Below are 23,246 nucleotides of genomic sequence, written 5' to 3'. Positions count from 1 at the left end.
TTACACAAAGGATTATACGAAACCTTTTGGTTTCATGTCAAGGGGGGGTTATTATGGGGAAATTCTGACTTCATGTTTATGTACATTTTTTCAACAACTCTGAAATCATGGTATAGTTATGAAAAACAAGAGTGGAATAAAGGAGAACGAAATGATACGTTTTGCTGTTATAGGAACCAATTGGATTACGGAAGAATTCATTCATGCTGCCCGCGAGACAGGGGAGTTCGCCTTAACTGCCGTTTACTCGCGTACAGAGGAGAAAGCTGCGGAATTCGCTCAGAAATTTGAGGTTCCTCATATCTATACAAGCCTAGAAACGTTTGCACAAAGTAAGGAATTCGATGCGGTTTATATTGCGAGTCCGAACTCATTTCACGCGGAATACGCGATACTCTGTATGAATCATGGCAAGCATGTTATCTGCGAAAAGCCTGCGGCATCCAATGTCGCCGAGCTCTCATCGATAATTAAGGCAGCGCAAACGAATAAAGTGGTGTTCATGGAAGCCCTCAAGTCCACACTGCTTCCTAATTTCAAGGCAATTCAAGACAATTTACATAAGCTAGGAAAAATTCGTCGTTATTTTGCGAGCTATTGCCAATATTCCTCGAGATATGATGCCTATAAGCAGGGGAAGGTACTGAATGCGTTCAATCCCATTTTTTCCAATGGCTCATTAATGGATTTAGGCGTTTATTGTATTTATCCGTTGGCGGTGCTTTTTGGCGCTCCGGAACGTGTACAAGCAAGCGGAGTACTGTTGGAGTCGGGCGTAGATGGCGAGGGCAGCCTGCTTCTTAGCTACAAAGAGATGGATGCTGTGATTATGCACTCCAAAATTTCGAGCTCCTATTTACCTGCAGAAATTCAGGGAGAGCACGCGACGATGGTCATCGATAAAATCAACACGCCTGAAAAAGTTGAAATCCGTTACCGAGATGGATCAGTGGAAAACCTGACGCGGGAGCAAGCTGTAAGAAACATGCGCTATGAAGCAGAAGAATTTATTCGGCTTATCAAAAGCGGAGCATTGGAGTCCACGACGAACTCACATGCGAATTCAAGCATTGCCATGGCTATTATGGATGAGGCTAGGAAGCAGATGGGGCTTGTTTTTCCTGCTGACCGGAAGTCGGAACATTCCGAGTAAGTAAGGTGGCTTTCTTGCGAATGAATCAAAGCATTACTGAAGGATCACTTCGCCACAAGCATGTAAAGAATAATGAGTTTTGACGTCTTTTTGGGCAAGAGTGGCTATCAAGATTGAGTGAGCTCGATATAGGCAAGTGGAGTAAAGTGTGCTAAATAATGCACCGAACACCGAATACCAAGAGCCAGCACTAAAGCTAACACCCACAACAAACTATTCCCTAGAATTTATACGATTTGGGGTGAGCGAAGCTTACCCCTTATTTATTTGAGTTGGGAGAAAGGTCGAAATACCTCAGCTTGAGGTATTTGATTGGATTATATCCAATGATGTCTCATGACATCGGCGGTTAGGGTTAGTTCCATTGGAATTATACAGTGGAATATGTGCAAATAGCGATGCGGATAAATCGCTGGGAACCGTATCACAAAAGTGATAAAGCGGAGAAAAAACATTTTTTAAAATCAAAAAGCACTTGTGTATCACGTTACGTGATACAGTAAAATTGACCTTTAAGAGGTGATAGAAATGAATAATATTATAAAAATGCTTTCAGCAAACAAAGACTTTAGAATGGTTATTGCTGATACACATCAAATTTCAGAAAAAGCATTAAGTGAATTTACAGGAACTCATTGTATACGCAAGTTTTTGGAGCAGATCATTACAAATTGTACACTATTATCTGCCATAAATGATTTTAATGCAAAAATAAGTTTTTCTTTTCGTCTTTCTCAAGGAGTCTCTATTTTTTGTCAAATCACAGATTCAAAATTTAGTATTGAGTATAAAGATAAACTTAATGAATTTGATGGAACTGTAGCTGATTTATTTGACAATAAATCTGTAGTGTCAATAACAACAGGGAATTGGGAAACAGGATTACACACAGGGACAGTTGAGGCGTCTATGGATAGTGTCGTTATGCTATTGTCTCATTTTACAGTACAGAGCGAACAGCTTCCAAGTCATTTTATAATGGCAGGGGATAATTCTTCAAGAGGGCTTTTGATGCAACCTTTACCATTTGCTGATGAAAAATTAATTTCTAAAAGTGATGATGAATTGGTATACCTATCAAGGGAGTTAGAACAAGTTGATTGGAATCATGTTGCAAATATGTATAGTCATTTGGCAAATGTAATATCAGAAAACAAGATAGAATAGAGTGTATAACTATGGAACAATATATAAAAATTAAAGAGCTTTCTGAATTGACTGGTGTAAGTGTACGAACATTACAATACTATGATGAAATAAACCTACTCACCCCAGCATATACCAATGAGTATGGTCATCGATTATATGATTCAAATTCTTTTTCGAAAGTTTTCGTAATCATTTCACTTAAAAATATAGGGATGAGTTTAAATAACATTAATCAATATGTAAATAATAATGATTTTGATATTCGGCTTTTTATTAAAGAAGAAAAACGTAGGATTGAGACAGCAATTACAGATTTACAATTACGTTTAATGCGATTATCCAGTCTTGATGAGCAGGTTAGCGAAAAGCAAGATATAACCCCTTATATTCTTCCGTTTTTTTCACAAATAACAAATGATACTAGAATTTCAAAATTACAGATTGAAAACTTGGCACAGAAAAAGGATACAAATTTTATCTTCAATATAAAAGGTTGGAATGAATTTATAAAAGACTTGAATTTTTGCTTAGAGCATAAATTGTCTTCAAAAGATAAGAAAACAATTAAATGTATTGAATATTGGAAGGAGAACATTCTTGAGGCAAATCAAGTATCCGATGATATGATAAAATTTGCAGAAGAATTTTATCAAAAAAATCCCACAAATACTTTTGGAATTACAGAGGATAATTATAAATATTTAGTCGGATTGATTAATGAATATGATAAAAATCAATAAATTCAATATGAATTTCAACATAATCAACATTCTTCCTTACTATTCATTGATGTCAAATATACCTTCCTGATCATTAAAACGATACTTGCCTTGCGGACAACACGGAGAATCGCCATCCAACAATTTTCTATTTGAATCATTTTTGCTATAATATTTGTGGATAAGAGGATGTATTTGAAGTTTGGCTATATGCGTGGTTCTACATTGAGGAATGGCTTAGTTTTTGATTCCTTTTGTTAGGGAATAAAGCGAAATGGAGAGATGGAAATGTCGTATATCGTTGATTTTAAAGATGTGTCTACGGTTGGTTTAGAGTCTTCACCAGTCGTGGAAGCGCTCGCTGGTTTACGTGCTAATGAAGCTCGTTACTTTATGAACAAATACAAGCATGAATTTACGGTTGAGCCAGCTAGCGAAAGTCAAGAGAGCCTTGAGTATGTGAACCGAATTTTGAAAGAAGAACGTGGTATTGAGTTTGCGGCCAAACCTTTAGAAACGTCGCGTTTTCAAGTGGAAAATATTCAATTTACCTATGTCTTTTATGAGGATGGTCTTGCGCTCAATGTCATGTATACGGTTGATGATCCTAAGAAGCGGGCCGTTGGCTTTAAGCTTTCTGAGGGGATGGAGGTACCAAAGGAGTTAGAAGCGAAGTTTAAGTTTGCCAGGCAGAAGTCTAAACTAGCCGGAACAATTCGGGGCTCGTATTTTGTAATTAAAGGACAATATTAAAGTAAGCAAAAGCGCAAGTGGAGGAATCCGGCCATTGTGGTCTGTGTCATCTAGAAAGAATTGGATTCCTTATGGAGGAAGTTGGGGAAACAGCAAGAGCAGTCAGGGCAATTGAAATTGGAAGAGATCGACCAGATGCTGGGACGAGTTGCTGATGCAGTATTAGCTGCTGGAGGCAAAGTCACTGGTGTAATGCCCCGAAACCTTTTCAAAGGTGAAATGGTCCATTCTGGTTTGAGGTAATCAGTTGGTCGCAATTGGGCATTAAAATCATAAAGTATATACCACCAAAGCAGGTCAATAAGTGGAATGAACTCACATAGAGATAAAAGTCGCCAATGTGGCGACTTTTATTGTTTTACCACTATTAATGATAAGGTGAAAACCGTATCACAAGTAACGGCAAGTTTTATTTGGAAAAGCTTGAGGAGGTATTGAGAACTCCGAGGTCGGATCGAGCAATTGTATATGATATTTCGAATACAATGAGCCGGTATGTGGCGATATGAGTGATTGTATATGATATTTCGAATACAATGAGCCGGTATGTGGCGATATGAGTGATTGTATATGATATTTCGAATATAATGAGCTGGGATGTTTCAATCAGATCCGTACGCTATGGCAAATATGTTATACCTTGCCGTTACAGACAGCGCGGTGAACCTTATCATTAATAACGGTAAAGCGGAGGGAGCAATAACTGTTGTTTTAATGATATAATATCGTCAGAATAATGTCATTCAATGGAGTTGATGAAAATGAATATTAAGCCGTCTACTACAATTCGACAGGATTATAATGGCTTTTCAAAATACTGCCATGAAATAGATGAGCCGGTTATACTTACACGTAATGGAGAAGCGGATCTGGTTGTGATGAGTCATGAAGCATTTCGACGTATGGAAGCCCGTATCAAGTTACAATCGAAGTTGCTGATTGCGGAAAAGCAGGTTGCTGAGGGAGAGCAATTAATTGAACATGACCTAGTCATAGGAAATATGCGGAGGAAGCTGAATGCCGCGAAAGAATAAGGTCAAATATACTCCCGCAAAGCAATTGATGATATGGACGAGATTTTCTCGTTTATATCGCAAGACAATGTGTCAGCCGCAGAAAACCTCTTGGAAAAGTTAGATCTTTAAATTGCAGAATTGGCGGATTTTCCAAATAAGGGTTCGGTATTGTCGGATGAGGAATATACACTTGTACAGCGTGGATATCGATTTATTATCGTGCATCCATATCTGGTTTTTTACAGGATTATTGAAAATACTGTCATCATTCACCGCATGTTGCATGGGCGTCGGGATTATCTTCGTGAGTTGTTTGGCTCGATGGAATAAAAGATGCAAAACAAATTGTTAGGATAAAATTGCGGATTCGCTTTAAACCTAAAAAGGACCGTCAGGATGATTCCTGGCGGTTTTTCTCGTTCTATTCCAAAGACCCAGAAGGACTGCCACTGCCAGTGATGATTGGTCTTTTCGACGCCGATAGCAATCGAACCGAACGCTTTCGCATCAAATGATACACAATGCCCGCGAGGAGCCATACGCCTCCCATCCATAGGGCATCTTTGTCGAGCAAAGACAGCAGATAGCCAATGAAACAGGCTCCGATCAACGGCATAATGAGATAGAGGAACGTCATCTTCGGCGAGCGCTGCTTATCTTTGATGTATTTTTGAGCGATAACGGAGATATTTACAAAGAAGAAGGCCGTCAATGCCCCGAAATTCACGAATTTCACAGCATTGTCTAGCGATATAACCAGAGCGAGCAGAGAGACGACGCTGACGATCACAATGTTAGTGACGGGTGTGTTGAACTTAGGATGCAGGGAACCGAACACCCGTTTAGGGAGAACGGAATCGCGCCCCATCACAAAGAGGAGACGAGAAACGCTAGTTACCGATGATAAGCCTTGGGTAAAAATGGCGAGTATAAGTACGGTGATGAACACAGAGCTAAGTGCGGCTCCGCCGACGAGCTTCACGATCTCGAAACCAGCCGAATCCATATCGACGAAGGTTAGCTGTGGATAAACCAGCTGTGTCAGGAAAGACGGCACCAGATACAGGATACTGGCTGTAATGATGATGATCATGATGGCCCGAGGGATCGTTTTCTCGGAGTTTTTGGTTTCTTCGGACATGGTCGTGATCGTGTCAAAGCCTAGAAAGGAGAAGCAGATCATCGAAGCTCCGGCAAGAATGGTGGAGAAGGGTACTTCGGTTTGCAGGAATGGCTGCAGCGGATGAACATCTCCGGTGATATTTCGGAAAAGGAAGAAACAGAAGACCGCTATAAAAAGAATCTGAATCCAAACGAACAGCTTGCTGATATTTGCAGAAAACTTAATGCCAATAATATTTACGATTCCGAGGACGATATTGAGCCCGATGATCCAGACATAAGCCGGAATGGACGGGAACTGGGCGTGAAGATAGATGCCGAAGGTGAGGCAGGCAATGATGGGGGAGAAAAAGTAGTCAAGGAGCAGCGCCCAGCCGACCAGGAAGCCTAAGTAGGGATGGATGCTTTTCTTCGTATAGGTGTAAGCGGAGCCTGATGTGGGAAAAGATTTGGACATAACGCCATAGCTGTACGCGGTGAAAAAGATGGCAATGAAAGCAAGCAGGTAAGCTTGCGTCAGCATGCCATGCGCATTCTCATAAGCAATGCCATAGATGGAGAAATAAATCATAGGCGTCATCCATGCAAGCCCCATGTAAACGACTTGGGATAGGTTTAAAGATTGGCGTAAAGTAACTTCTGTTTTCATAGTGACACTCCCTTATCATTGTTTGCCGTTGATCATACAGGGGCGTATATGCAAAAAAGCCAAGGAGATATCTATGAAACAGATATCCTCCCGGGCTTTTATCCCTCCGTGAACACAGGGTTAGCTGTGCGTTTTCTCTTGGTCCAGACCGAGGCTGTCATGCCCTCGCGGAACCCTAGAAAACCATGTATGTGATGAATCATTACTTACCTATTGGTGAAAGTGGCATTTTACTTGCTTGTGTTAGATATCAGCCTTATGTGTAAGTTAATATAACACAAAGTTAAGCGCGTGAGAAGTATTTTAGATAAAATACGGAATAAATCTAGAACTTATTGACACATACCATTAACGATGTTATGTTTAGTAACACAAACGAATACGATTGTTTACTAGGGTTCCGCCGGTCATGACCGGGCTGGTCCGAGAGTAAACCGCTCTTACCTAAGAGCGCCACGGAAGGATAAAAACCTGGGAGATATCACCAAGACATGAGTCTTGTGATGTCTCCCTTTTTGTTTAACGACATGGCAAAGGAGATGGGTAGCATGGATAACATTTGGAGCAAGACAATAGGGCCGGGCGGCAAGTGGTCAGGAGCGATTGGTAGAGGGAAGTTGATTCGTTTTACGGCGCTGGAGGCGGGAGCGAATGTGTCTATACAAGTATTCCACGCGCAGGATCTTACGGAGCGCTACAATATGCCGGATACGCTGAAAGCCCAGTATACAGCCCATTTGACACGCGGTAACGTTCTGATGAGTGACAATGGCCGAGCGTTAGTGAGCATTGTGGAGGACAGTATCGGTTGGCATGATCCGCTTAGTGGATACACAAGCCGTGCGGCTACGGATGCCAAGTACGGGACGACGAATTTCCAAGAGCAGCGAAATGAATGGCTGCGGAGCGGGCAGGAGAACTTCGCGGTAGAGCTGGTGCGTAATGGCCTTAGCATGCGCGATATGATGCCGGTTGTGAATTTATTTTCCAAAGTGTCTTGTGATGATAATGGGGATATGCATTTTAGTGCTGCTCATTGTCCTGAGAGAGCGACGGTTACGCTGCGTACGGAATTAGATGCCTTGCTCGTTTTATCAAACACGCCAAACCCGCTAGACCCAAGATCAACGTATCCATCTGTACCTGTCAAAATGGAGGTGCTTTCCGCATCGCCTGTGGGTGAAGATGATTATTGCTTGAATTACCGCCCGGAAAATCGCCGAGCTTTTGAAAATACATGGGAATATCACACGCTACTTGGCTTATGAAATAAGCGAAAAATGCTGAGGAGGAACTGAAATGGCTGTATTTAATCGTGTAGAAAGCCCTCGTAAAGTCGAGGATGCCAGCTATAGCGAAGTTATTCAAGCGGGAGACGGCTGGATGCGTGTTTTGAAGCCAGGGCAAGTGCTGCGCATTGTTGATCTGGAAGGGAACCAGGCGGCAGACACGTTGTTTTATGATGCAGAGAATCCGGAAGATCATTATAGTGCGGTTGCGACGATTGCAGGTCAAAACAACATTTATCTCAGCACCGGCTCTGTCCTCCGGGCAGAATCCGGTAAGGAATTGCTTGAAATCGTAGCCGACACCTGCGGGCGCCATGATACGGTCGGGGGTTCGTGCTCGGCTCAAAGCAACACGGTACGTTACTCGCACGATAAGCTATCGATGCATAATTGCCGAGATACGTTTATGCTGCAGCTTGCTCAGCACGAAAGCGGAGCATATACGAAGCGGGATTTGGCGCCGAATATTAACTTCTTTATGAATGTACCTGTCACACCAGATGGTGGACTGAAGTTCGATGATGGCGTTTCCGCTCCGGGCTGCTATGTTGAGGTTCAGTCGCTAGGCAGCTCTATGGTGCTTATCAGCAACTGCCCGCAGCTTAATAATCCATGTAATGCCTATAATCCGACGCCGATTCAGGTTCTTATTTGGGAGAATTAAGTTCCTTTGCTTAAGAGGAGATAGATGGTCTACGAAATTCTGAGGGGTGTGGATACGATGTTTACGAAAGTGCTGATTGCTAATCGTGGCGCTATCGCTGTACGTATTGAGCGTACTTTACGCAAGCTCGGGGTTGCGTCCGTTGCTGTTTATACAGGGGCAGATCAAGATAGTTTACATGTGGATGGTGCGGATGAAGCTGTTCTGATCGGGGAGGGACCGGCGAAGGAAAGCTATTTGAATACAGAGCTGATTTTGAAAACAGCGCTGGAAACCGGTGCGCAGGCGATACATCCCGGTTACGGCTTTCTAAGTGAAAATGCCGATTTCGCTCGTGCTTGCCGTGAAAATGGCATTGTGTTCATCGGACCAACGCCAGAGCAAATGGAAATGTTCGGACTCAAGCATTCTGCACGGGAAATCGCTGAAAGAGCGGGCGTACCGATGCTGCCGGGAACACCGCTGATTACGGAACTGGACGAGGCATTAGCTGAAGCTGCACGTATTGGTTACCCTGTTATTCTCAAAAGCACAGCAGGCGGTGGCGGCATTGGGATGCGCGTCTGCGCAGATGAGACCACATTAAGAGCCGCTTATGACGGCGTCCGCCATTTGGCAGAGACGAATTTCAAAAACGGCGGCATGTTCCTTGAAAAATATATCGCGAGAGCGCGCCACGTTGAGGTGCAAATTTTCGGTAATGACTTCGGGGAAGTCGTTACGCTGGGTGAGCGAGATTGTTCCATTCAGCGTCGTAACCAGAAGGTTATTGAAGAAAGTCCGGCTCCGAATTTGTCGGATGAAGTGCGTGAGGCGATGTTCGCTTCGGCGAAGCGTCTTGCTGCGGAAGTGGGCTATCGCAGTGCGGGTACCGTTGAATATCTTTATGATCCTGAGACGTTTGAGTTTTACTTCCTTGAGGTCAATACCAGACTTCAGGTTGAGCACGGTGTGACGGAAGAAGTGTTGGGTATTGACCTAGTCGAGTGGATGGTGCTTGAAGCGGCTAATGAGCTTACCAATATTCAATCGCTTATCCGTAAGCCGGTAGGGCACAGCATTCAAGCGCGGATTTATGCGGAGGACTGCCTTGAGCAGTTCCGTCCAAGTGCAGGGCAGCTGGATCGGGCGGTCTTCTCTGATAAAGCAAGGAATGAGACATGGGTTCGGGATGGCCTTACGGTCACAACCCTTTACGATCCGATGCTGGCTAAAATCATTGTCCACGGTACAGACCGTTTGGACGCTATTCGTAAATTGATCGAAGCGTTGGCGGAAACGCGCATGTACGGTATTACAACGAACCTGCAGTATTTACAGGCTCTTCTGCAAGAGAAAGATTGCGTAGACGGGAACGTCTTCACGCAATTGTTGAATACGTTCGAGCCAGTGGAACGGGCTCTGGAGGTTGTAGACGGCGGGATTCAAACCACCGTTCAGGACTTCCCGGGGCGCATCCGCCACTGGGACGTGGGTGTACCCCCTTGCGGACCGATGGATCCGCTATCGTTCCGCATCGGAAACAAGCTGCTCGGTAACGCTGACGATGCCTGCGGATTGGAAATGACACTGCGCGGAGGTTCTTATAAGTTCCGCAGCGACATGTGGTTCTGCGTCACTGGCGCAGATATGCAAGCGGAGTTGGGTGGAACGGCTATTGTAGCGTATAGGCCGGTGTTGGCAGCTCGCGGTCAAGTGCTGAGCTTCGGCGAGGCCAAGGAAGGTATGCGCACTTATCTTCTGATTGGCGGCGGCTTGGATATGCCGAAAATTCTCGGCAGCTCATCCACGTTTACGCTGGGCGGTTTCGGTGGTCATGGCGGCCGAGCACTGCGTACGGGAGATGTGCTCGGTGTGAATGAAGGCGGAAGTCCCGTTCAAGAGGCGGCAGAGCTTGCTCTGGAGCATCGTCCTGTGATGACGCGAGAGTGGACGATCGGTGTGATTCCTGGACCTCATTGTACAGGTGAGTTTTTGCACGCGGAATACTTGGATCAATTGACGGAAACGAGTTGGGAAGTTCATTTTAACTCCTCGAGGACGGGGGTTCGTTTGAAAGGACCTGCTCCGCTGTGGACGCGGGAAGATGGCGGTGAAGCGGGGCTTCATCCATCCAATATTCACGATAATGCGTATGCGGTCGGTACGCTGGATTTGACGGGGGATATGCCTATTCTGCTTGGACCTGACGGCCCGAGCCTTGGCGGTTTCGTCTGTCCAGTGACGACGGCTTCGGCTGAGTTTTGGAAGCTGGGGCAGCTTCATCCGGGTGATACCATTCGATTCCATTTGCTAACACTTCCGGAAGCGGAAGCCTTGCGCGATCTGCAGGAAAGCAATTTGCGTGCGATTGGTGAGGGGGATTTCGGGCGGCTGGTTCTTAGGCAGCTTCCTTCTGTTAATGAAGAGCTTACGCCGGAATATCCGCGTCTTTTCCATGAAACAGCTAATCGCAGATTTCCAATTACGATCCGCTGCTGCGGAGATCAGAACTTGCTTGTTGAGTATGGCGAGCTTGAGTTAGATTTGCTGCTGCGGTTCCAAGTGCAGGTTTTGATGCAAGCGATTGTGAAAAGCGGCTCGATTCCGGTGCTGGATTTAACGCCAGGGATTCGTTCCTTGCAAATTCACATCGATCCTTCACAAATAACGGTAAGTGAAGCGTGTAAGAAAATTGTTGAGATTGATGCAGCGCTGCCTCCATTAGAAGAGTTCCGCGTACCTTCACGTATCGTTCGATTGCCGCTTTCTTGGGATGACCCCGCGACACAGCTGGCGATTCAGCGTTATCGACAAGGGGTGCGTCCAGATGCGCCTTGGTGCCCTAGTAACCTGGAATTCATTCAACGCATTAATGGTTTAGAGACAATTGATGATGTTAAAAAGATTGTTTATGACGCTAATTATTTGGTGCTTGGATTAGGTGACGTGTATTTGGGGGCTCCTGTAGCCACGCCTGTCGACCCGCGTCATCGTCTAGTCACAACGAAATATAACCCTGCACGAACATGGACACCGGAAAATGCCGTTGGTATCGGCGGTGCTTACATGTGTGTGTATGGGATGGAAGGTCCGGGAGGTTATCAATTCGTAGGACGTACCATTCAAATGTGGAATCGCCTTCGCTCTACGGAAAGCTTTAAGGCGGGTAAGCCTTGGTTGTTAAGGTTCTTTGATCAAATCCAATTCTATGAGGTCAGCGCAGAGGAGCTGCTGCAATTACGTGAAGACTTCCCTCGGGGCCGGTATGAAGCAGATATTCAGGAAACGACATTTGACTTAGGTGAATATTTGCAATTCCTAGGTTCGATAGAAGAGAGTGCGGAAACATTCCGTAAACAGCAGCAGGATGCTTTTAAAGCGGAGCGGGAGAGCTGGAAGGCGAAGGGATTAGCTGAGTACGTATCTGAACAAGAAACTGTGAATGAGGCACCAGAGGATGAATTGCCGGCGGGGACTGTTGCTGTGCGCGGAATTATGCCGGGAAGTGTTTGGAAAGTGCTTGTATCTCCGGGTGAACAAGTGAAGAAGGGCGATCAACTGGCAATTCTCGAAAGTATGAAAATGGAGTTTCCGCAGCATGCGCCATGCGATGGGTATGTTTCGATGATTCAGGTGAAGCCGGGGGATCAAGTTCATGCCGGACAGCTGATTCTCGGTATTGCACAATCTGCTTAAGGAGAGAGAGGTGTCTTATCAATGACTGAGGCTAATGAGGTGGAAAAGATCGAAAAGAATGAGGACATTGAGAAGATTAACGGCATTAATATAGCTAAGGAATTAAGTATCTCATGGCTGCGGGATAAGTACGAGAAACAAGAATTAACTCCGCATGAAGTGATAGCGGCTATTGTGCAGCGCGCATCGAACGATGAGACTATGAATATTTGGATTACACCGCCGATGATGGATGTCATTCAGCCTTACCTGGAAAGATTAAAATCAGTTTCTATGGCTGATGCGCCGTTATGGGGGATTCCATTTGCGATCAAGGATAACATTGATCTGGCTGGGGTACCGACGACGGCTGGCTGCGCGGAGTATGCATATACACCAGCGGAGCATGCAGGCGTAGTGGAAAGATTGATTGCCGCAGGGGCGATTCCGGTCGGCAAGACGAACTTGGACCAGTTCGCGACAGGGCTTGTCGGCGCGAGAAGTCCCTATGGCGACGCGCATAACGCGCTTCGCCCGGAACTGATCAGCGGCGGCTCGAGCTCAGGCTCGGCCGTCTCGGTAGCTCGTGGGCAAGCGGCGTTCTCGCTTGGCACAGATACAGCAGGCTCGGGCCGCGTGCCTGCTGCGCTCAACCGATTGGTTGGTTATAAGCCGAGTCTCGGCGCCTGGCCAACCAAAGGTGTAGTACCTGCCTGTGCGAGTTTAGACTGTATCACAGTCTTCGCGCACAGCTTGGATGACGCGCTCGCCGTAGACGGCGTAGTGCGCGGGCTTCACGCAGATGACCCTTGGTCGCGCAGCGTGACTAGGGAAGCGGCTAAGCTTCCGGCCAAAGTTTTTCTGCCTGAAGGTGAATTAGGTTTTTATGGTCCTTATGCTTCGGAGTACCGCGCTGCGTGGGACGCTGCTGTTGAGAAATTGAAGGGATTAAGTGTTAATTTGAACATCCCGGTTGAATATATCGATGCTACATTGTTCGCCGAAGCGGCGGCAATTCTATATGAGGGTCCATGGGTGGCCGAAAGATGGGCGGCCTTGGGCAGCTTTATCGATGCGAATCCGGGCATCGCGTACCCCGTCACGGAAAAGATCCTCCGTTCAGGCTCCGCTGCGGAGTACGATGCTGCATCCGTATTCCACGCGATGCATAAGCTGCAGCAGTTCAAGCTGGAAGCTCGCAAACTGCTGAAGGGTGCCGTGCTTGTCATGCCTACCTGCGGGGGGACGTGGACGCGCGAGCAAGTGCTGGCCGACCCTATAGCCACGAATCGGGATATGGGGCGCTACACGAATCATTGCAATCTGCTTGATTTGTGCGGTGTTGCTGTGCCTGCGGGTGATGCGGCGCCGCAGACACCTTTTGGCATCACGTTCTTCGCGCTCGCTGAAGAAGAGAGCTTGATCTGCGGCGCAGCCGAGCAGTTCGTGGCGGGTGCTGTGGACGCCGAACTGGAATCGGCTGCTGGGGCGAGCGCGCCGCGTGCTGCAGGCTCGGCGGCGGATGAGGTTGCCGTGGCAGCGGCGCCGACGACGCTGGTCGCGGTCTGCGGCTTACACATGCGCGGCTACCCGCTGGAGAAGCAAATGCTAGGCTGTGGAGCGCGGTTCATCCGGGAGGATGAGACCGCAGCGAAGTACAGCCTGGTGAAGCTGCCATCCACGCCGGCGAAGCCGGGGTTGGTGAAGCAGCAGCAGGGCGGCGCAGCCATCCTGCTGGAGGTGTGGGAGATGCCGCTGGAAGCATTCGGCGGCTTTGCGGCTGCGATCCCAGCTCCGCTGGGGATCGGGAAGGTTGAGCTCCGGGACGGCACGGAAGTCCCGGGCTTCGTTTGCGAAGCTTACGCGGCCGCAAGCGCGGAAGATGTAACAGCTTTGCGCACATGGCGCAAAGTGGTGCCTTTATAAGAGGCGGATGTTTCTGCCTGCTGCTGAGTTTTTGGCACGATTCAGAAGTGAATACCAACACGTATCCATGAGGACTTCAGCCATTAGGGGGAGGTCCTTTGGGGCCAGAGTTGATCTCAACGGAACGACATGCCGCTAAAGTGGATGAAATGAGCTGAAAATTGAATTAGCGGAACAAGAGAGACCGTCGATTAATATAAGTTTTTTAAGCCGCAGTTCTCATGCAGCAATACCCCTTGGTCGCGGCTTCTGCCGGACGAAGGGGTCTTCAGGTCTCATTCCGAATTTTTGCCGCTTCTACGAGCTTGTGGTGATCACTAATAAATATGGAGCGTCCTATTTTTGTTCGTTGTGCATTGCACTTGGATAGGACGCGCTGTACAATTGATCGTTTTAAAAAAAGCTGGTAACCCTCTTCTTTATCATTGCGTGCTATACGAGCTGTTGTTTTACCTTGTGGGAACGTTACAAGATTACGTTTTTCAACATAGGGTTAAGGGGAATTCCACGTATTTTTTAAAAAAGGACATCGTTAGAAATAGACCTTCTAGCATACGAGTTTGCTGTTTTTTGCTTTGCCACTTATAGTCTATTGCAATACTGCAATACTCTCACTGCCGAATGGCTTTCGCGACAAGTTCGGCGTAGAACTTAGCCCCCTCCTGTTTTAGATGAACGCCGTCTTCGCTGAAGTAATTATCCTTTCCTTGACTTAAAGAATACCAGTCTACAAGTGTAGCATTCTGATAATCTGCAGAGACTTCCTTTAGGACTGAATTGACTGTGTCTTGCCATTTTTTCGGAACACGAGTATTCACAAGTACGATTTGCTGAACTTCACCGAGTGATGTAAGTAATTTTCGTAGTTCTTTGCTGTTAAACGGCCCGTTGGTACCTAGCTCAATAATAACCCGACTGCCAAGTTTCCCATTCGCTTTGAGCTGATCGACTACTTCTTGAGCTTGTGACATTTGCCTGCCAACCTTGCCGTCGATCACGATGCCTGGCAGATTTTTTTTCAGAAAAGGAGCGGCATCAAGGATAACCGAATCGCCAATAGCTGTAACCCCTTTATCGGACTCTTCCTTGGTGATTGGGGTATTGATTATCTGATCTTTAGGATTAGGAGTTTTAGGTAATTCTGTTAGTGTATTTATTGATTCCTCATTTTTAGAATGTGACGAAGTGTCGGATTGATCTTTCATATTTTGAACAGCAGTTTCTGGAGTTGCTTTGACTGAAACGGACGAATCCACTTTGTTGCTGCAGGATACAGATAAAAATAGGAGTGGGATTACTGTGATAATAAATAACAGTTGACGATAAATTAGCTTCGGATTCATGTTCATTTTTCTCCACATTTTTCCTAATAAACCATTGCGTATAGGCTCCTCGATGTATTTCCATGATAATGCGGCAAGGAGAAGACTAGCCACTAATTGAAGAAAAATACGAATAATGCCCGAGGGATTGGTTTCAACAGTAGGACTAGTTAGCATGATGACAGGGTAATGCCAAATATAAAGACTATAGGAGCGAACGCCGATCCAGCGCAAAGGACCACATCCCATGAGCCTTGCAAGGCGGCTTGCCGGATGCGCGAGTACTGCGACTACAATCGCAGATGTGATAGAGAAAAACATAAGCCCGCCATAGTAGAGATAGTCTCCGTATTCATTAGTTCGCCAAATCATAAGAATGATGATGAATAATCCAATTCCTCCAGTCAAATCCAAGAAATTTCGAGATCTACGAGATATATTTGCAGTTATATTCTGACTTGGCCAGACGATGGCAAGAGCAGCACCAAATAGCAGAGCGAATACTCTGGTGTCAGTGCCGTAGTAGACTCGACTTGGATCCATTCCCGGTACGTAGATCATCGCCATAGCTAGTACAGAAGCAGTTGCACCAACAAGTGTGAGTAAGAAAACTTTGCCTCTTTGAGGTGCAATACGCAACAGAATGATGAGAACTAATGGCCATATAAGGTAAAACTGCTCTTCAACTGCCAAAGACCAAAGATGTCCGATAGGAGAAGGAGGGCCAAAACTTTCGAAATACGATACCTCATGGGAAATAAGCCACCAGTTATTGAAATAAAGAGCTGCTGAAAGAAAGTCGGTTTTCAATGCGATTAATCGGGATTTGTCGAACAGGATCAACCATATGACAACAAAGGCTAACATTGTGAACATTGCTGGCAGCAATCGACGCGCTCGTCTTATCAAGAATTCTTTCAGATCGAGCCTCTTGTTTTGTTTCCACTGAGTGATGAGTTGATCCGTGATCAGGTAACCGGACAGAACAAAGAAAATCCCGACCCCCAAGAGCCCTCCAGAAGCCCATTTAAGGTTGAAATGATAAGCGATTACTGCCATTACAGAAAGTGCTCTAAGCCCATCTAATCCCGGCATGTAACGTTTAATTCCGGAACTATGCTTAACCAGCTGTCCTCTCTTGTTGTTATGATGAAACGTTCCCAAGGTGTCTTTCATTGTCCTCAATCCCTCGCCTTATATCTTAATGTCAATAAGACGAACGATTAGTTTAAAAAGTTTACATGTATATTTCACTAAATTTATGATGAAAACACCAAAGTAGCGTCACTACGTTCCGCGTACCAACCCCATATTTGCATTTTCGCCGAAATAGAGGCTCCTCGTTCCCCGTCAACTTAGATTAGCTGCTTATATTCACTATGCTCGCGAACATAGATCGGAGTGTTGATCGCGTAGATGAGGGCGTAATTAGTGATCAGTTGGCCTGCGGCCACCAAAGAAAGAATTGGCTCGAAAACCGAGCCTATTTTCTAGTAGATAAAGAAAGTATAACTTTTATACTTTTGCTTCGCATCTACCTTGATAAACGCTTTCGTCCCTGAAGGGTGACGAAGTCGTTTATCCTTGTCAGCTTCTTCAATTCGCCTAACGATGAAAGTCGATTAGGGGACAAGATAAAGACTGCTTCGAGCAGCGTATCGGAGAGGGGAAACCGTTCGTCTCGTCTCGACTGGGTCCGCCTATGCAGACTCGCTCGTCCGCTGCGTTCTATTGATGTAGTGACTCATTTAGGCATCAATCACCGAACTGCCGTTCGAATGCTGCAGTCGCTCTGCACGAAGGGGTGAATTTCTGCTGTCACAGGAGCAGCAGGCAAAAACGTTGTACGATACGAACTTCAACGAAGCACAAATCAGCTTTTGTAGAATGGCTGCATTTATACATCCTTTTTACCTCTTTTTTAGCTCGGTAAATAAAATACCTGCAAAAATACACTTTTTCGCAGCTACTTCTCAGGTATAAGCAGAAAGGCTGCAATAATACTGTATATTTGCAGGGATTCCTCTCTAATCGTCGGATTCGACTGAAAAGACTGCACTTATGCAGGCTTTTTCAGTAGATAAAGAAGTATAAGTTTTATACTTTTGCTTCGCATCTACCTTGACAAACGTGCTCGTCCCTGAAGGACGACGGAGTCGTTTATCCTTGGGTGAAACCCGCGATGTAGCAAGGAAAAGTACGCTGAGAAGTCGCTTTCCTCCGATCGGTTCATCACGATTCTCCGCGCCGTGCTACTTCGCCATCAAAAACTCATTCGTATATAAATCCTTAACCGGGATGTCATCTTAATCATGCCGGCTTCTTTCATCTGGCTTACAAGTGTTTTCCAACGATCTTCGGACATGTAGCCAACCCCATGTGCTTTAGCGTCTCCGCCAAAAATGTAATCTTTTGCAACGTCTTGCGCGTCTTTCAAGTGATCCACGTCGTAATCCTTGTTTACTCCGTTAAGCGCATTATTCACTTCATCAGCATGAGCATAATAGTAGTCCCAGCCTTCGGTTGTTGCTTTTAAGTATCTTTTGATCAAGTCTGGATTCTTTTTGATGAAGTCATCGGTTGCGATGACGACGTTGCCGTAGGGGTTGTAGCCAAGGTCGGCATTGAGGAACCAAGCGACGTCAACGCCTTGTTTTTTCAAGACGTAAGGTTCATTGGTGGCAAAGCCTTGCGTGATGGAGTCTTTATCTGCGCTAAAGCCAGCGAGGGAGCCGGTGTAATTTTGAACTTGGACTTTATCGAGTTTATATTTGTAGCTGATGTATTGCCAGAAGGGGAAGCCTACAGCTGTGTACACCTTGCGCCCGTTCAAGTCTTCGATTTTCTTAATGCCGGAGTCTTTGTGGTAGATCAGGTTTTGCGGATTTGTCTGCAAGTTCGCGTAGATCACTTTAACGGGGATGCCTTCTTTGCGCGCGAGTACGACTTCGTCGGCGTTAGCCATGGCGAATTGTACCTTGCCTGATGCGACTAGCTGAATGTTGGATACTTGTGGCCCGCCTTGCTGCAAGGTGACGTCTAGGCCCGCTTTCTCATAAAAATGGGCGACTTGCGCGGCGTAGTGTCCGCCCATCTCTGGTTGTGCAAACCAACTCATCGCCTGAGTAACTTTATCCGGTTGCTTAGATGTCGGAGTATTTCCATCTGTTGTTGATGTTGGTTTGGCTGTTGAAGTTGATGCTGTTCCATCTGTTGTCCCTGTTGGTTTGGCTGTTGACGTTGATTCTGTTCCTCCTGTTGTTGCTGTTGAACCAGCATTTGTACTTGTTGCTGAATTGTTCGTTCCGCAAGCTGTGAGAAGGATGACCATGGCAATGGCGGCCGTGTTAACCTTTGTTGTCCCCAGTAATTTCATTGAAATCTCCCCATTCTCTTTCGGTTATCGTTCCCTTTTAAATCTTCCAAGCGCTCTGCAATTGTTTCCCTGCGACTGGCACGCCTCGAACGCTGACGATCTCACGCGGAGGGGCGGCAGCTACCGCATGCTCAGCATTTATCGCATCAAGCAATATGAAATCTGCAGTGTCCCCAATCTGGAAAGCAGCTGCTGTGGAACCTAAGTAAGGGTAAACGGATCGCAGTCGTTCATCGTCATTCCAGCGGTTCATGTCCGCCATTCTTCGGCCTCTCGCAAGCTGATCGGTGAATCCGAAGGGTGTCCAAGCGTCCAAACCGGTATGGTCGGAGCCGAAGTAGACTCTCACACCTTGCGAGGTTAACAGCGTTACGCGAGGCATAGCTGAGTCAATGGGAACGCTTGTGACAATAGCAATGTCCAACATGGCTAGCCGTTCTGCAATAGCCAAAGATTCAGCTTCTGACACTTGGCCTAGGCAATAAGCGTGACTGATAGTGACTTTGCCGTTTTTGCCGCTTTGCTCGGTGTAGTCCATAATTCGCTCTAGGGTGAATAATCCCAGATGCCCAGGATCGTGCAAGTGAATATCGACCTCTGCGTCATGAGCAACACTTAGCTCGAATATCGCACTCAAACAGGCTTCTATATCCCGGTCAACGCCTGCGGGGTCAACACCCCCGACGATAGAAGCTCCTTCTTGAAGTGCTTGCTTGATGAGGCTAACCGACTGTGAACGGATTAATCCTTGCTGAGGGAAAGCGACGATTTCGATGTCCAGCGTGCCTTTGAACTCCTCTTTCAACCCCTGAACCATCTCCAAGTGCGTCAGTCCAATCTCGGGATCGATGTCGGCGTGGACGCGAAGTCGTGTAGTTCCGAAGGCCAACATTTGCTGTAAAATCGCTCGTGCACGCTCCTTCTGTCCGCTTTTCATAGGCGCTAGCAGATCCTTTTCCATTTGAAACTGTTTGAATAATGAATCGACCTTTCGTCGTGAAACCCACTCTCGATCCGGGAAAGCTTTATCCAAATGCACATGATAATCTTTAAAAGTAGGCAGCATCAGCATCCCTTGTGCATCCCAAGTCATCCTCTCCCGATCACTCGCCTGAGGTACGATTTGGGCAATGACGCCTTGATCCAAATAGATGTCGTGCAGGCCGCCGTTAACTTGAACGTTACTTAACCACTGTCCCATGAAACTGCTCCTTTCATCTTAATTTCCAATGCTGCTAATGCTTGCTAGTTTGTAAATAGTTTCGGAAAAGAAAGGCCAGCTTTAAGCGCAATACGTCACTCATTTTTTTGAAATCCATCTGCAGGATGTCAGCGATTTTCTCAAGTCGATAAGAAACTGTATTGCGATGAATGAATAAAAGTCGGCTCGTTTCATTGATGGAACCGTCATATTCGAGGTACACCTCGAGCGTTAATGCCAGCTCTTGATCAATATGTTTGTTATTGCCGAAGATGGGCTCCAGAACGTAATTGTAGTAGCTGCGCATCGCTTCCTTAGAAAGGTGCTGGAACAATGAGAAAAGCTCGATAGATTCATGATGCAAAACGGTTTGGTTCATGCGCAGCCTGTGGGCCGCACGGCTAGTTTCCAAACACTCGTTATAGGCGTCGTACACCAGCTCCGGATGAGCCTTGGCTCGACTAACCCAGCAATTCAAGTTAGAAGCGGAAGTTCTTGTTGTCAAATTAGATAGGCAGGATGTAAGGGCAGCGATAAATTCTTTCTTATGGAACAACTGTTCCTCCGGTAAAGCGAAGATCGAAAGCAATCCATCGGCGATATAGAGGTGTTCTGACTCATAATGCTGCATGATGGGGTGATAAATGAGCTCCTGACGCACTTCATTCAACAGTCTTTTGACATTCGGATGCTCAGGCGCGACGGTTGTAAACACACACTGATAAGTGGCGGAAAGCACGCTTAGGTGATAGATCTTGCAGCTTTTCATAAAATCATGAAAGGAGAGCTCTCTTCCGAAGAAGTCCGTAAAAACCTGGCTAAGCGCATGCTGTCGAGAAGGGTCTTTGCCTTGTTGAATATCCAAACCAAGATGATACGTTAATATTTCGGCCGCTTGGTAAAATAAGGCTTCTTCTTCTTTGAGCGTGAGCGGAGAATTCAGATACACTTTGAAAAAGCCCGTGCAGCCCTGAGGGTCCATCAAAGGAATGCGAAAACACCGCGTATCTCCGAAGCCTTCCCATTGCACGTTTTTGTGCCATGGCCACTGATGCAGCAGGATGTCTTCCGCCCACGAGGTATTATGAAATAGAACATTTCCACTATGCCCGAACACGGCAATGGGCTGCCCCAAAATCCCCGAAATCATATGGAAAATATCCGACGATTCCTTATGTCGCAGTGCAAACTGCATGAGTTGTTTTTGTTTTTCCAGAATGGTTTGCAGTTTTTTGGTCGTTTTGGTGTGTTCGGCGTTGAAGAGAGCGTCCATCTGATCGGAAAAGGTGAATTCATACGGAAGCTCAAGAATGGGGATATCTAATCGATTTGCTTCATCGAATAATTCCTGTGGAATTTGAGACCAATAGCGGCCTACTTTGATGCCTAGGCCTGCACCGCCGCGTTCGTTTAACATGCGTAGTAACGTTAAAGCTACTTCCAGGTGGTCTTTCATGGCGAAGGCGGTGGTAAACAGCATCTCACCGGACTTGACCCAATCGCCGGCATCGGGAGCATCCATCACATTGACGGATCTTAAAATGCGGGATACGCCTTTCTGTCCAGCCACCAGCTTCGCATGAGATAACGGGTAAATCGTTAGCGCTTCTTCAACAGTCAGATGCATCAGGACCCCGCCTTTCGTTCATCAAGAACCGCATTCTCATGGTAAAAGGTCGTTTGCTTCATAGTGGTAGCGACCAGCTTGCCTTTCTTCCATACGTACAGCCTCGGGGCTCGTTCGTAGACAACACTCCGAAGGTCAAAGGCATCACATAAGACAAGATCAGCGTATGAGCCAACATGCAATCCGTAATGATCAATCTGAAGGGCCCCAGCGGCGCGAGTTGTTGCCATTTCGGCAATCGTTACCATATCCTGTTTGGAACCCATATAGGCGGTCTGTGCGAGAAGCAGTCCGGTATCCAGAGGATCCGCCGTTCCAAAGGGGGTGAAAGGATTTTGAATATTATTGCTCCCAAAGATTACATTAACGCCTTGCTCTAATAGCAAGGAGACAGGAGTTAAGCCGCGGCGGGGGCGATGATCATCGCCACGACCGTTCAAATAGAGATCCGTCGCCGGCAAACACATGACGTGAATATGAGCATCTGCAATTGACTTGCAGATTTTTTTGGCTTGCTCATAAGGGAGGGAACCTAGGGAGGTGAGGTGGCCAACGCTTACACGCCCTTGCATGTCGTACTCGTGTGTCATTCGAATAATCGTGAGAATCGCCAGCATCTGCGGGTCATCGGAGAAATCTACGTGTAAATCCAGAGGCTTATTGAAGGTACGGGCTAGTTTGAAAATAATGCTTAGATGCTCCTCAAGATTGGGATCTTGATACGTAATGCCGCCGACCACATCAGCTCCAAGCTGTAAGGCTTTTCTCAGTAGTTCTTCTGTACCTGGCTGCTTAATAATACCTTCTTGAGGAAAGGCCACGATCTGTAAGGTAAGGGCATCATGATAACGTTTTTTTAGCTGCAACATGACTTCGAGGCCGATGAGTTCGACGATCGGGTCAATTTCTACATGACAACGCATGTGTGTAACGCCGTGAGCTATCGCTTGTCGAATCACTTGCACAGAACGAGTCTCGATATCTTCTTTCGTGAACGTCCGTTTAAGCTCTAAGGTTGATGCCATGGCTTGCTGTATCGTGAGGGCTTCTTCCTTCATTTGATTCAAAAGAAAAGCTTTATCCAAATGGATATGCGGTTCTATTAATCCAGGGAGCAGCACACGTCCATGAGCTTCAATGATGTTTCCTCCGCTGAAGGAGTCAGGTTGATGCTCACTCAGGAAAACAATCCTTTCCTCTTTAATGCCGATATCCATGAATGTGCTGAAATGAGGATTAGAGAAACGTTGGATGATCAAATCTGGTTCCATGCCACTGCACCTCTAATTTGTGTGTTAGTTAATATAACATTTAAATGACTTTGTTAAGTGAATTATAGGTCTGAAATGTAAAATGAGTCAATTTAATGTCAGGATAATTGTGTATTTTAATAAAAAAGGCATTGAAATTGTGATTTTGTAAATTTCAATGTAGGAATAACTAACATTGATGATGCTTCCGCACTTATCCTCCCTCTTTTCATCGATTTAAAATAGCTCTCTCCAACGGGAATCTGCTTCTTCCACCCTCACCTTTCAACCTGTGCTCTGATCTCTGTTCTTTGACCTCTGTTCCTTGTCCCTCTTTTTACGACTCTATACTGATCCATTAGAACTTATCCAC

General features: G+C 46.1%; 16 protein-coding genes, 1 pseudogene and 2 riboswitches. Of the genes and pseudogenes, 11 read left to right on the top strand and 6 right to left on the bottom strand.

Annotated elements, in window-relative coordinates:
• Positions 1-151: 151 nt before the first annotated feature.
• The 7 genes and pseudogenes from ASG93_RS03900 to ASG93_RS37055 all read left to right on the top strand — a co-directional run bounded on the left by ASG93_RS03900 (position 152) and on the right by ASG93_RS37055 (position 5,120).
• The gene (locus ASG93_RS03900; protein WP_056828988.1) at positions 152-1,153 is read left to right on the top strand and encodes a Gfo/Idh/MocA family protein; all 1,002 of its coding nucleotides are present in this window, start codon (positions 152-154) and stop codon (positions 1,151-1,153) included.
• 528 nt (positions 1,154-1,681) lie between these two features.
• The gene (locus ASG93_RS03895) at positions 1,682-2,320 is read left to right on the top strand and encodes an Hsp33 family molecular chaperone HslO (RefSeq protein WP_056828986.1); all 639 of its coding nucleotides are present in this window, start codon (positions 1,682-1,684) and stop codon (positions 2,318-2,320) included.
• 11 nt (positions 2,321-2,331) lie between these two features.
• A complete protein-coding gene (locus ASG93_RS03890) occupies positions 2,332-3,042 on the top strand; it encodes a MerR family transcriptional regulator (protein ID WP_056828984.1) in 711 nt (236 codons plus the stop codon).
• 267 nt (positions 3,043-3,309) lie between these two features.
• Positions 3,310-3,774: a hypothetical protein gene (locus tag ASG93_RS03885; protein WP_056828980.1), complete on the top strand. Its 465-nt coding sequence runs from the start codon at positions 3,310-3,312 to the stop codon at positions 3,772-3,774.
• A gap of 135 nt (positions 3,775-3,909) precedes the next feature.
• Positions 3,910-4,011, top strand: a pseudogene (locus ASG93_RS37060) (TIGR00730 family Rossman fold protein); the annotation flags it as partial.
• A gap of 524 nt (positions 4,012-4,535) precedes the next feature.
• Positions 4,536-4,808: a type II toxin-antitoxin system Phd/YefM family antitoxin gene (locus tag ASG93_RS03880; protein WP_056828978.1), complete on the top strand. Its 273-nt coding sequence runs from the start codon at positions 4,536-4,538 to the stop codon at positions 4,806-4,808.
• Between the two features lie 120 nt (positions 4,809-4,928).
• Complete coding sequence (locus ASG93_RS37055) at positions 4,929-5,120, top strand: type II toxin-antitoxin system RelE/ParE family toxin (protein ID WP_414858835.1); 192 nt, start codon at positions 4,929-4,931, stop codon at positions 5,118-5,120.
• Positions 5,121-5,211: 91 nt separating this feature from the next.
• Here ASG93_RS37055 and ASG93_RS03875 read toward each other — a convergent pair whose 3' ends face one another.
• Positions 5,212-6,561 carry an APC family permease gene (locus ASG93_RS03875; RefSeq protein WP_056828976.1) on the bottom strand — a complete coding sequence of 450 codons (1,350 nt, stop codon included), beginning with the start codon at positions 6,559-6,561 and terminating at the stop codon, positions 5,212-5,214.
• Positions 6,562-6,646: 85 nt separating this feature from the next.
• Positions 6,647-6,751, bottom strand: a riboswitch (guanidine-I (ykkC/yxkD leader).
• A 191-nt stretch (positions 6,752-6,942) separates the two neighbouring features.
• Positions 6,943-7,041: riboswitch (guanidine-I (ykkC/yxkD leader) on the top strand.
• Between the two features lie 68 nt (positions 7,042-7,109).
• Here ASG93_RS03875 and ASG93_RS03870 point away from each other — a divergent pair.
• The 4 genes from ASG93_RS03870 to atzF are packed head-to-tail and all read left to right on the top strand — an operon-like array spanning position 7,110 to position 14,097.
• Positions 7,110-7,829 (top strand): urea amidolyase associated protein UAAP1, encoded by a 720-nt coding sequence (locus ASG93_RS03870; RefSeq protein ID WP_056828974.1) that lies wholly within the window; start codon positions 7,110-7,112, stop codon positions 7,827-7,829.
• A gap of 31 nt (positions 7,830-7,860) precedes the next feature.
• Complete coding sequence (locus tag ASG93_RS03865; RefSeq protein WP_056828973.1) at positions 7,861-8,514, top strand: urea amidolyase associated protein UAAP2; 654 nt, start codon at positions 7,861-7,863, stop codon at positions 8,512-8,514.
• Positions 8,515-8,571: 57 nt separating this feature from the next.
• A complete protein-coding gene (gene uca / locus ASG93_RS03860; protein ID WP_056829314.1) occupies positions 8,572-12,192 on the top strand; it encodes an urea carboxylase in 3,621 nt (1,206 codons plus the stop codon).
• A gap of 21 nt (positions 12,193-12,213) precedes the next feature.
• Positions 12,214-14,097, top strand: coding sequence for an allophanate hydrolase (gene atzF / locus ASG93_RS03855; protein ID WP_082614675.1), 1,884 nt, complete (start codon positions 12,214-12,216; stop codon positions 14,095-14,097).
• A gap of 611 nt (positions 14,098-14,708) precedes the next feature.
• Here the strand turns inward: atzF and ASG93_RS03850 are convergent.
• The 5 genes from ASG93_RS03850 to ASG93_RS03830 all read right to left on the bottom strand — a co-directional run bounded on the left by ASG93_RS03850 (position 14,709) and on the right by ASG93_RS03830 (position 22,894).
• Positions 14,709-16,595: an acyltransferase family protein gene (locus ASG93_RS03850; RefSeq protein WP_156410775.1), complete on the bottom strand. Its 1,887-nt coding sequence runs from the start codon at positions 16,593-16,595 to the stop codon at positions 14,709-14,711.
• A 1,087-nt stretch (positions 16,596-17,682) separates the two neighbouring features.
• Positions 17,683-18,795, bottom strand: a complete 1,113-nt coding sequence (locus tag ASG93_RS03845; protein WP_056828972.1) for an ABC transporter substrate-binding protein — start codon at positions 18,793-18,795, stop codon at positions 17,683-17,685.
• A 37-nt stretch (positions 18,796-18,832) separates the two neighbouring features.
• Entirely contained in the window at positions 18,833-19,996 is a 1,164-nt protein-coding gene (locus tag ASG93_RS03840) for an amidohydrolase family protein (RefSeq protein ID WP_056828971.1), read from the bottom strand.
• Positions 19,997-20,030: 34 nt separating this feature from the next.
• Complete coding sequence (locus tag ASG93_RS03835) at positions 20,031-21,623, bottom strand: PucR family transcriptional regulator (RefSeq protein ID WP_056828969.1); 1,593 nt, start codon at positions 21,621-21,623, stop codon at positions 20,031-20,033.
• Positions 21,623-22,894, bottom strand: coding sequence for an amidohydrolase family protein (locus ASG93_RS03830; RefSeq protein ID WP_056828967.1), 1,272 nt, complete (start codon positions 22,892-22,894; stop codon positions 21,623-21,625). Before ASG93_RS03830 ends, ASG93_RS03835 begins: the two co-directional genes overlap by 1 nt.
• Positions 22,895-23,246: the final 352 nt, after the last annotated feature.

Source organism: Paenibacillus sp. Soil787 (genome assembly GCF_001429545.1).
Lineage (GTDB): Bacteria > Bacillota > Bacilli > Paenibacillales > NBRC-103111 > Paenibacillus_E.
Note: the sequence above shows the minus strand (reverse complement) of the source record. Positions and strands in the feature narration are given on the sequence as shown.

Excerpts from the sequence above, each read along its gene's own strand:
- ASG93_RS03870 (WP_056828974.1), top strand. The coding sequence starts at position 7,110 with ATGGATAACATTTGGAGCAAGACAATAGGGCCGGGCGGCAAGTGGTCA.
- ASG93_RS03850 (WP_156410775.1), bottom strand. The coding sequence starts at position 16,595 with ATGAAAGACACCTTGGGAACGTTTCATCATAACAACAAGAGAGGACAG.
- ASG93_RS03895 (WP_056828986.1), top strand. The coding sequence starts at position 1,682 with ATGAATAATATTATAAAAATGCTTTCAGCAAACAAAGACTTTAGAATG.
- ASG93_RS03890 (WP_056828984.1), top strand. The coding sequence starts at position 2,332 with ATGGAACAATATATAAAAATTAAAGAGCTTTCTGAATTGACTGGTGTA.
- ASG93_RS03835 (WP_056828969.1), bottom strand. The coding sequence starts at position 21,623 with ATGCATCTGACTGTTGAAGAAGCGCTAACGATTTACCCGTTATCTCAT.
- ASG93_RS03830 (WP_056828967.1), bottom strand. The coding sequence starts at position 22,894 with ATGGAACCAGATTTGATCATCCAACGTTTCTCTAATCCTCATTTCAGC.
- ASG93_RS03900 (WP_056828988.1), top strand. The coding sequence starts at position 152 with ATGATACGTTTTGCTGTTATAGGAACCAATTGGATTACGGAAGAATTC.
- ASG93_RS03840 (WP_056828971.1), bottom strand. The coding sequence starts at position 19,996 with ATGGGACAGTGGTTAAGTAACGTTCAAGTTAACGGCGGCCTGCACGAC.
- ASG93_RS03845 (WP_056828972.1), bottom strand. The coding sequence starts at position 18,795 with ATGAAATTACTGGGGACAACAAAGGTTAACACGGCCGCCATTGCCATG.
- ASG93_RS03885 (WP_056828980.1), top strand. The coding sequence starts at position 3,310 with ATGTCGTATATCGTTGATTTTAAAGATGTGTCTACGGTTGGTTTAGAG.
- ASG93_RS03880 (WP_056828978.1), top strand. The coding sequence starts at position 4,536 with ATGAATATTAAGCCGTCTACTACAATTCGACAGGATTATAATGGCTTT.
- atzF (WP_082614675.1), top strand. The coding sequence starts at position 12,214 with ATGACTGAGGCTAATGAGGTGGAAAAGATCGAAAAGAATGAGGACATT.
- ASG93_RS03875 (WP_056828976.1), bottom strand. The coding sequence starts at position 6,561 with ATGAAAACAGAAGTTACTTTACGCCAATCTTTAAACCTATCCCAAGTC.
- ASG93_RS03865 (WP_056828973.1), top strand. The coding sequence starts at position 7,861 with ATGGCTGTATTTAATCGTGTAGAAAGCCCTCGTAAAGTCGAGGATGCC.
- uca (WP_056829314.1), top strand. The coding sequence starts at position 8,572 with ATGTTTACGAAAGTGCTGATTGCTAATCGTGGCGCTATCGCTGTACGT.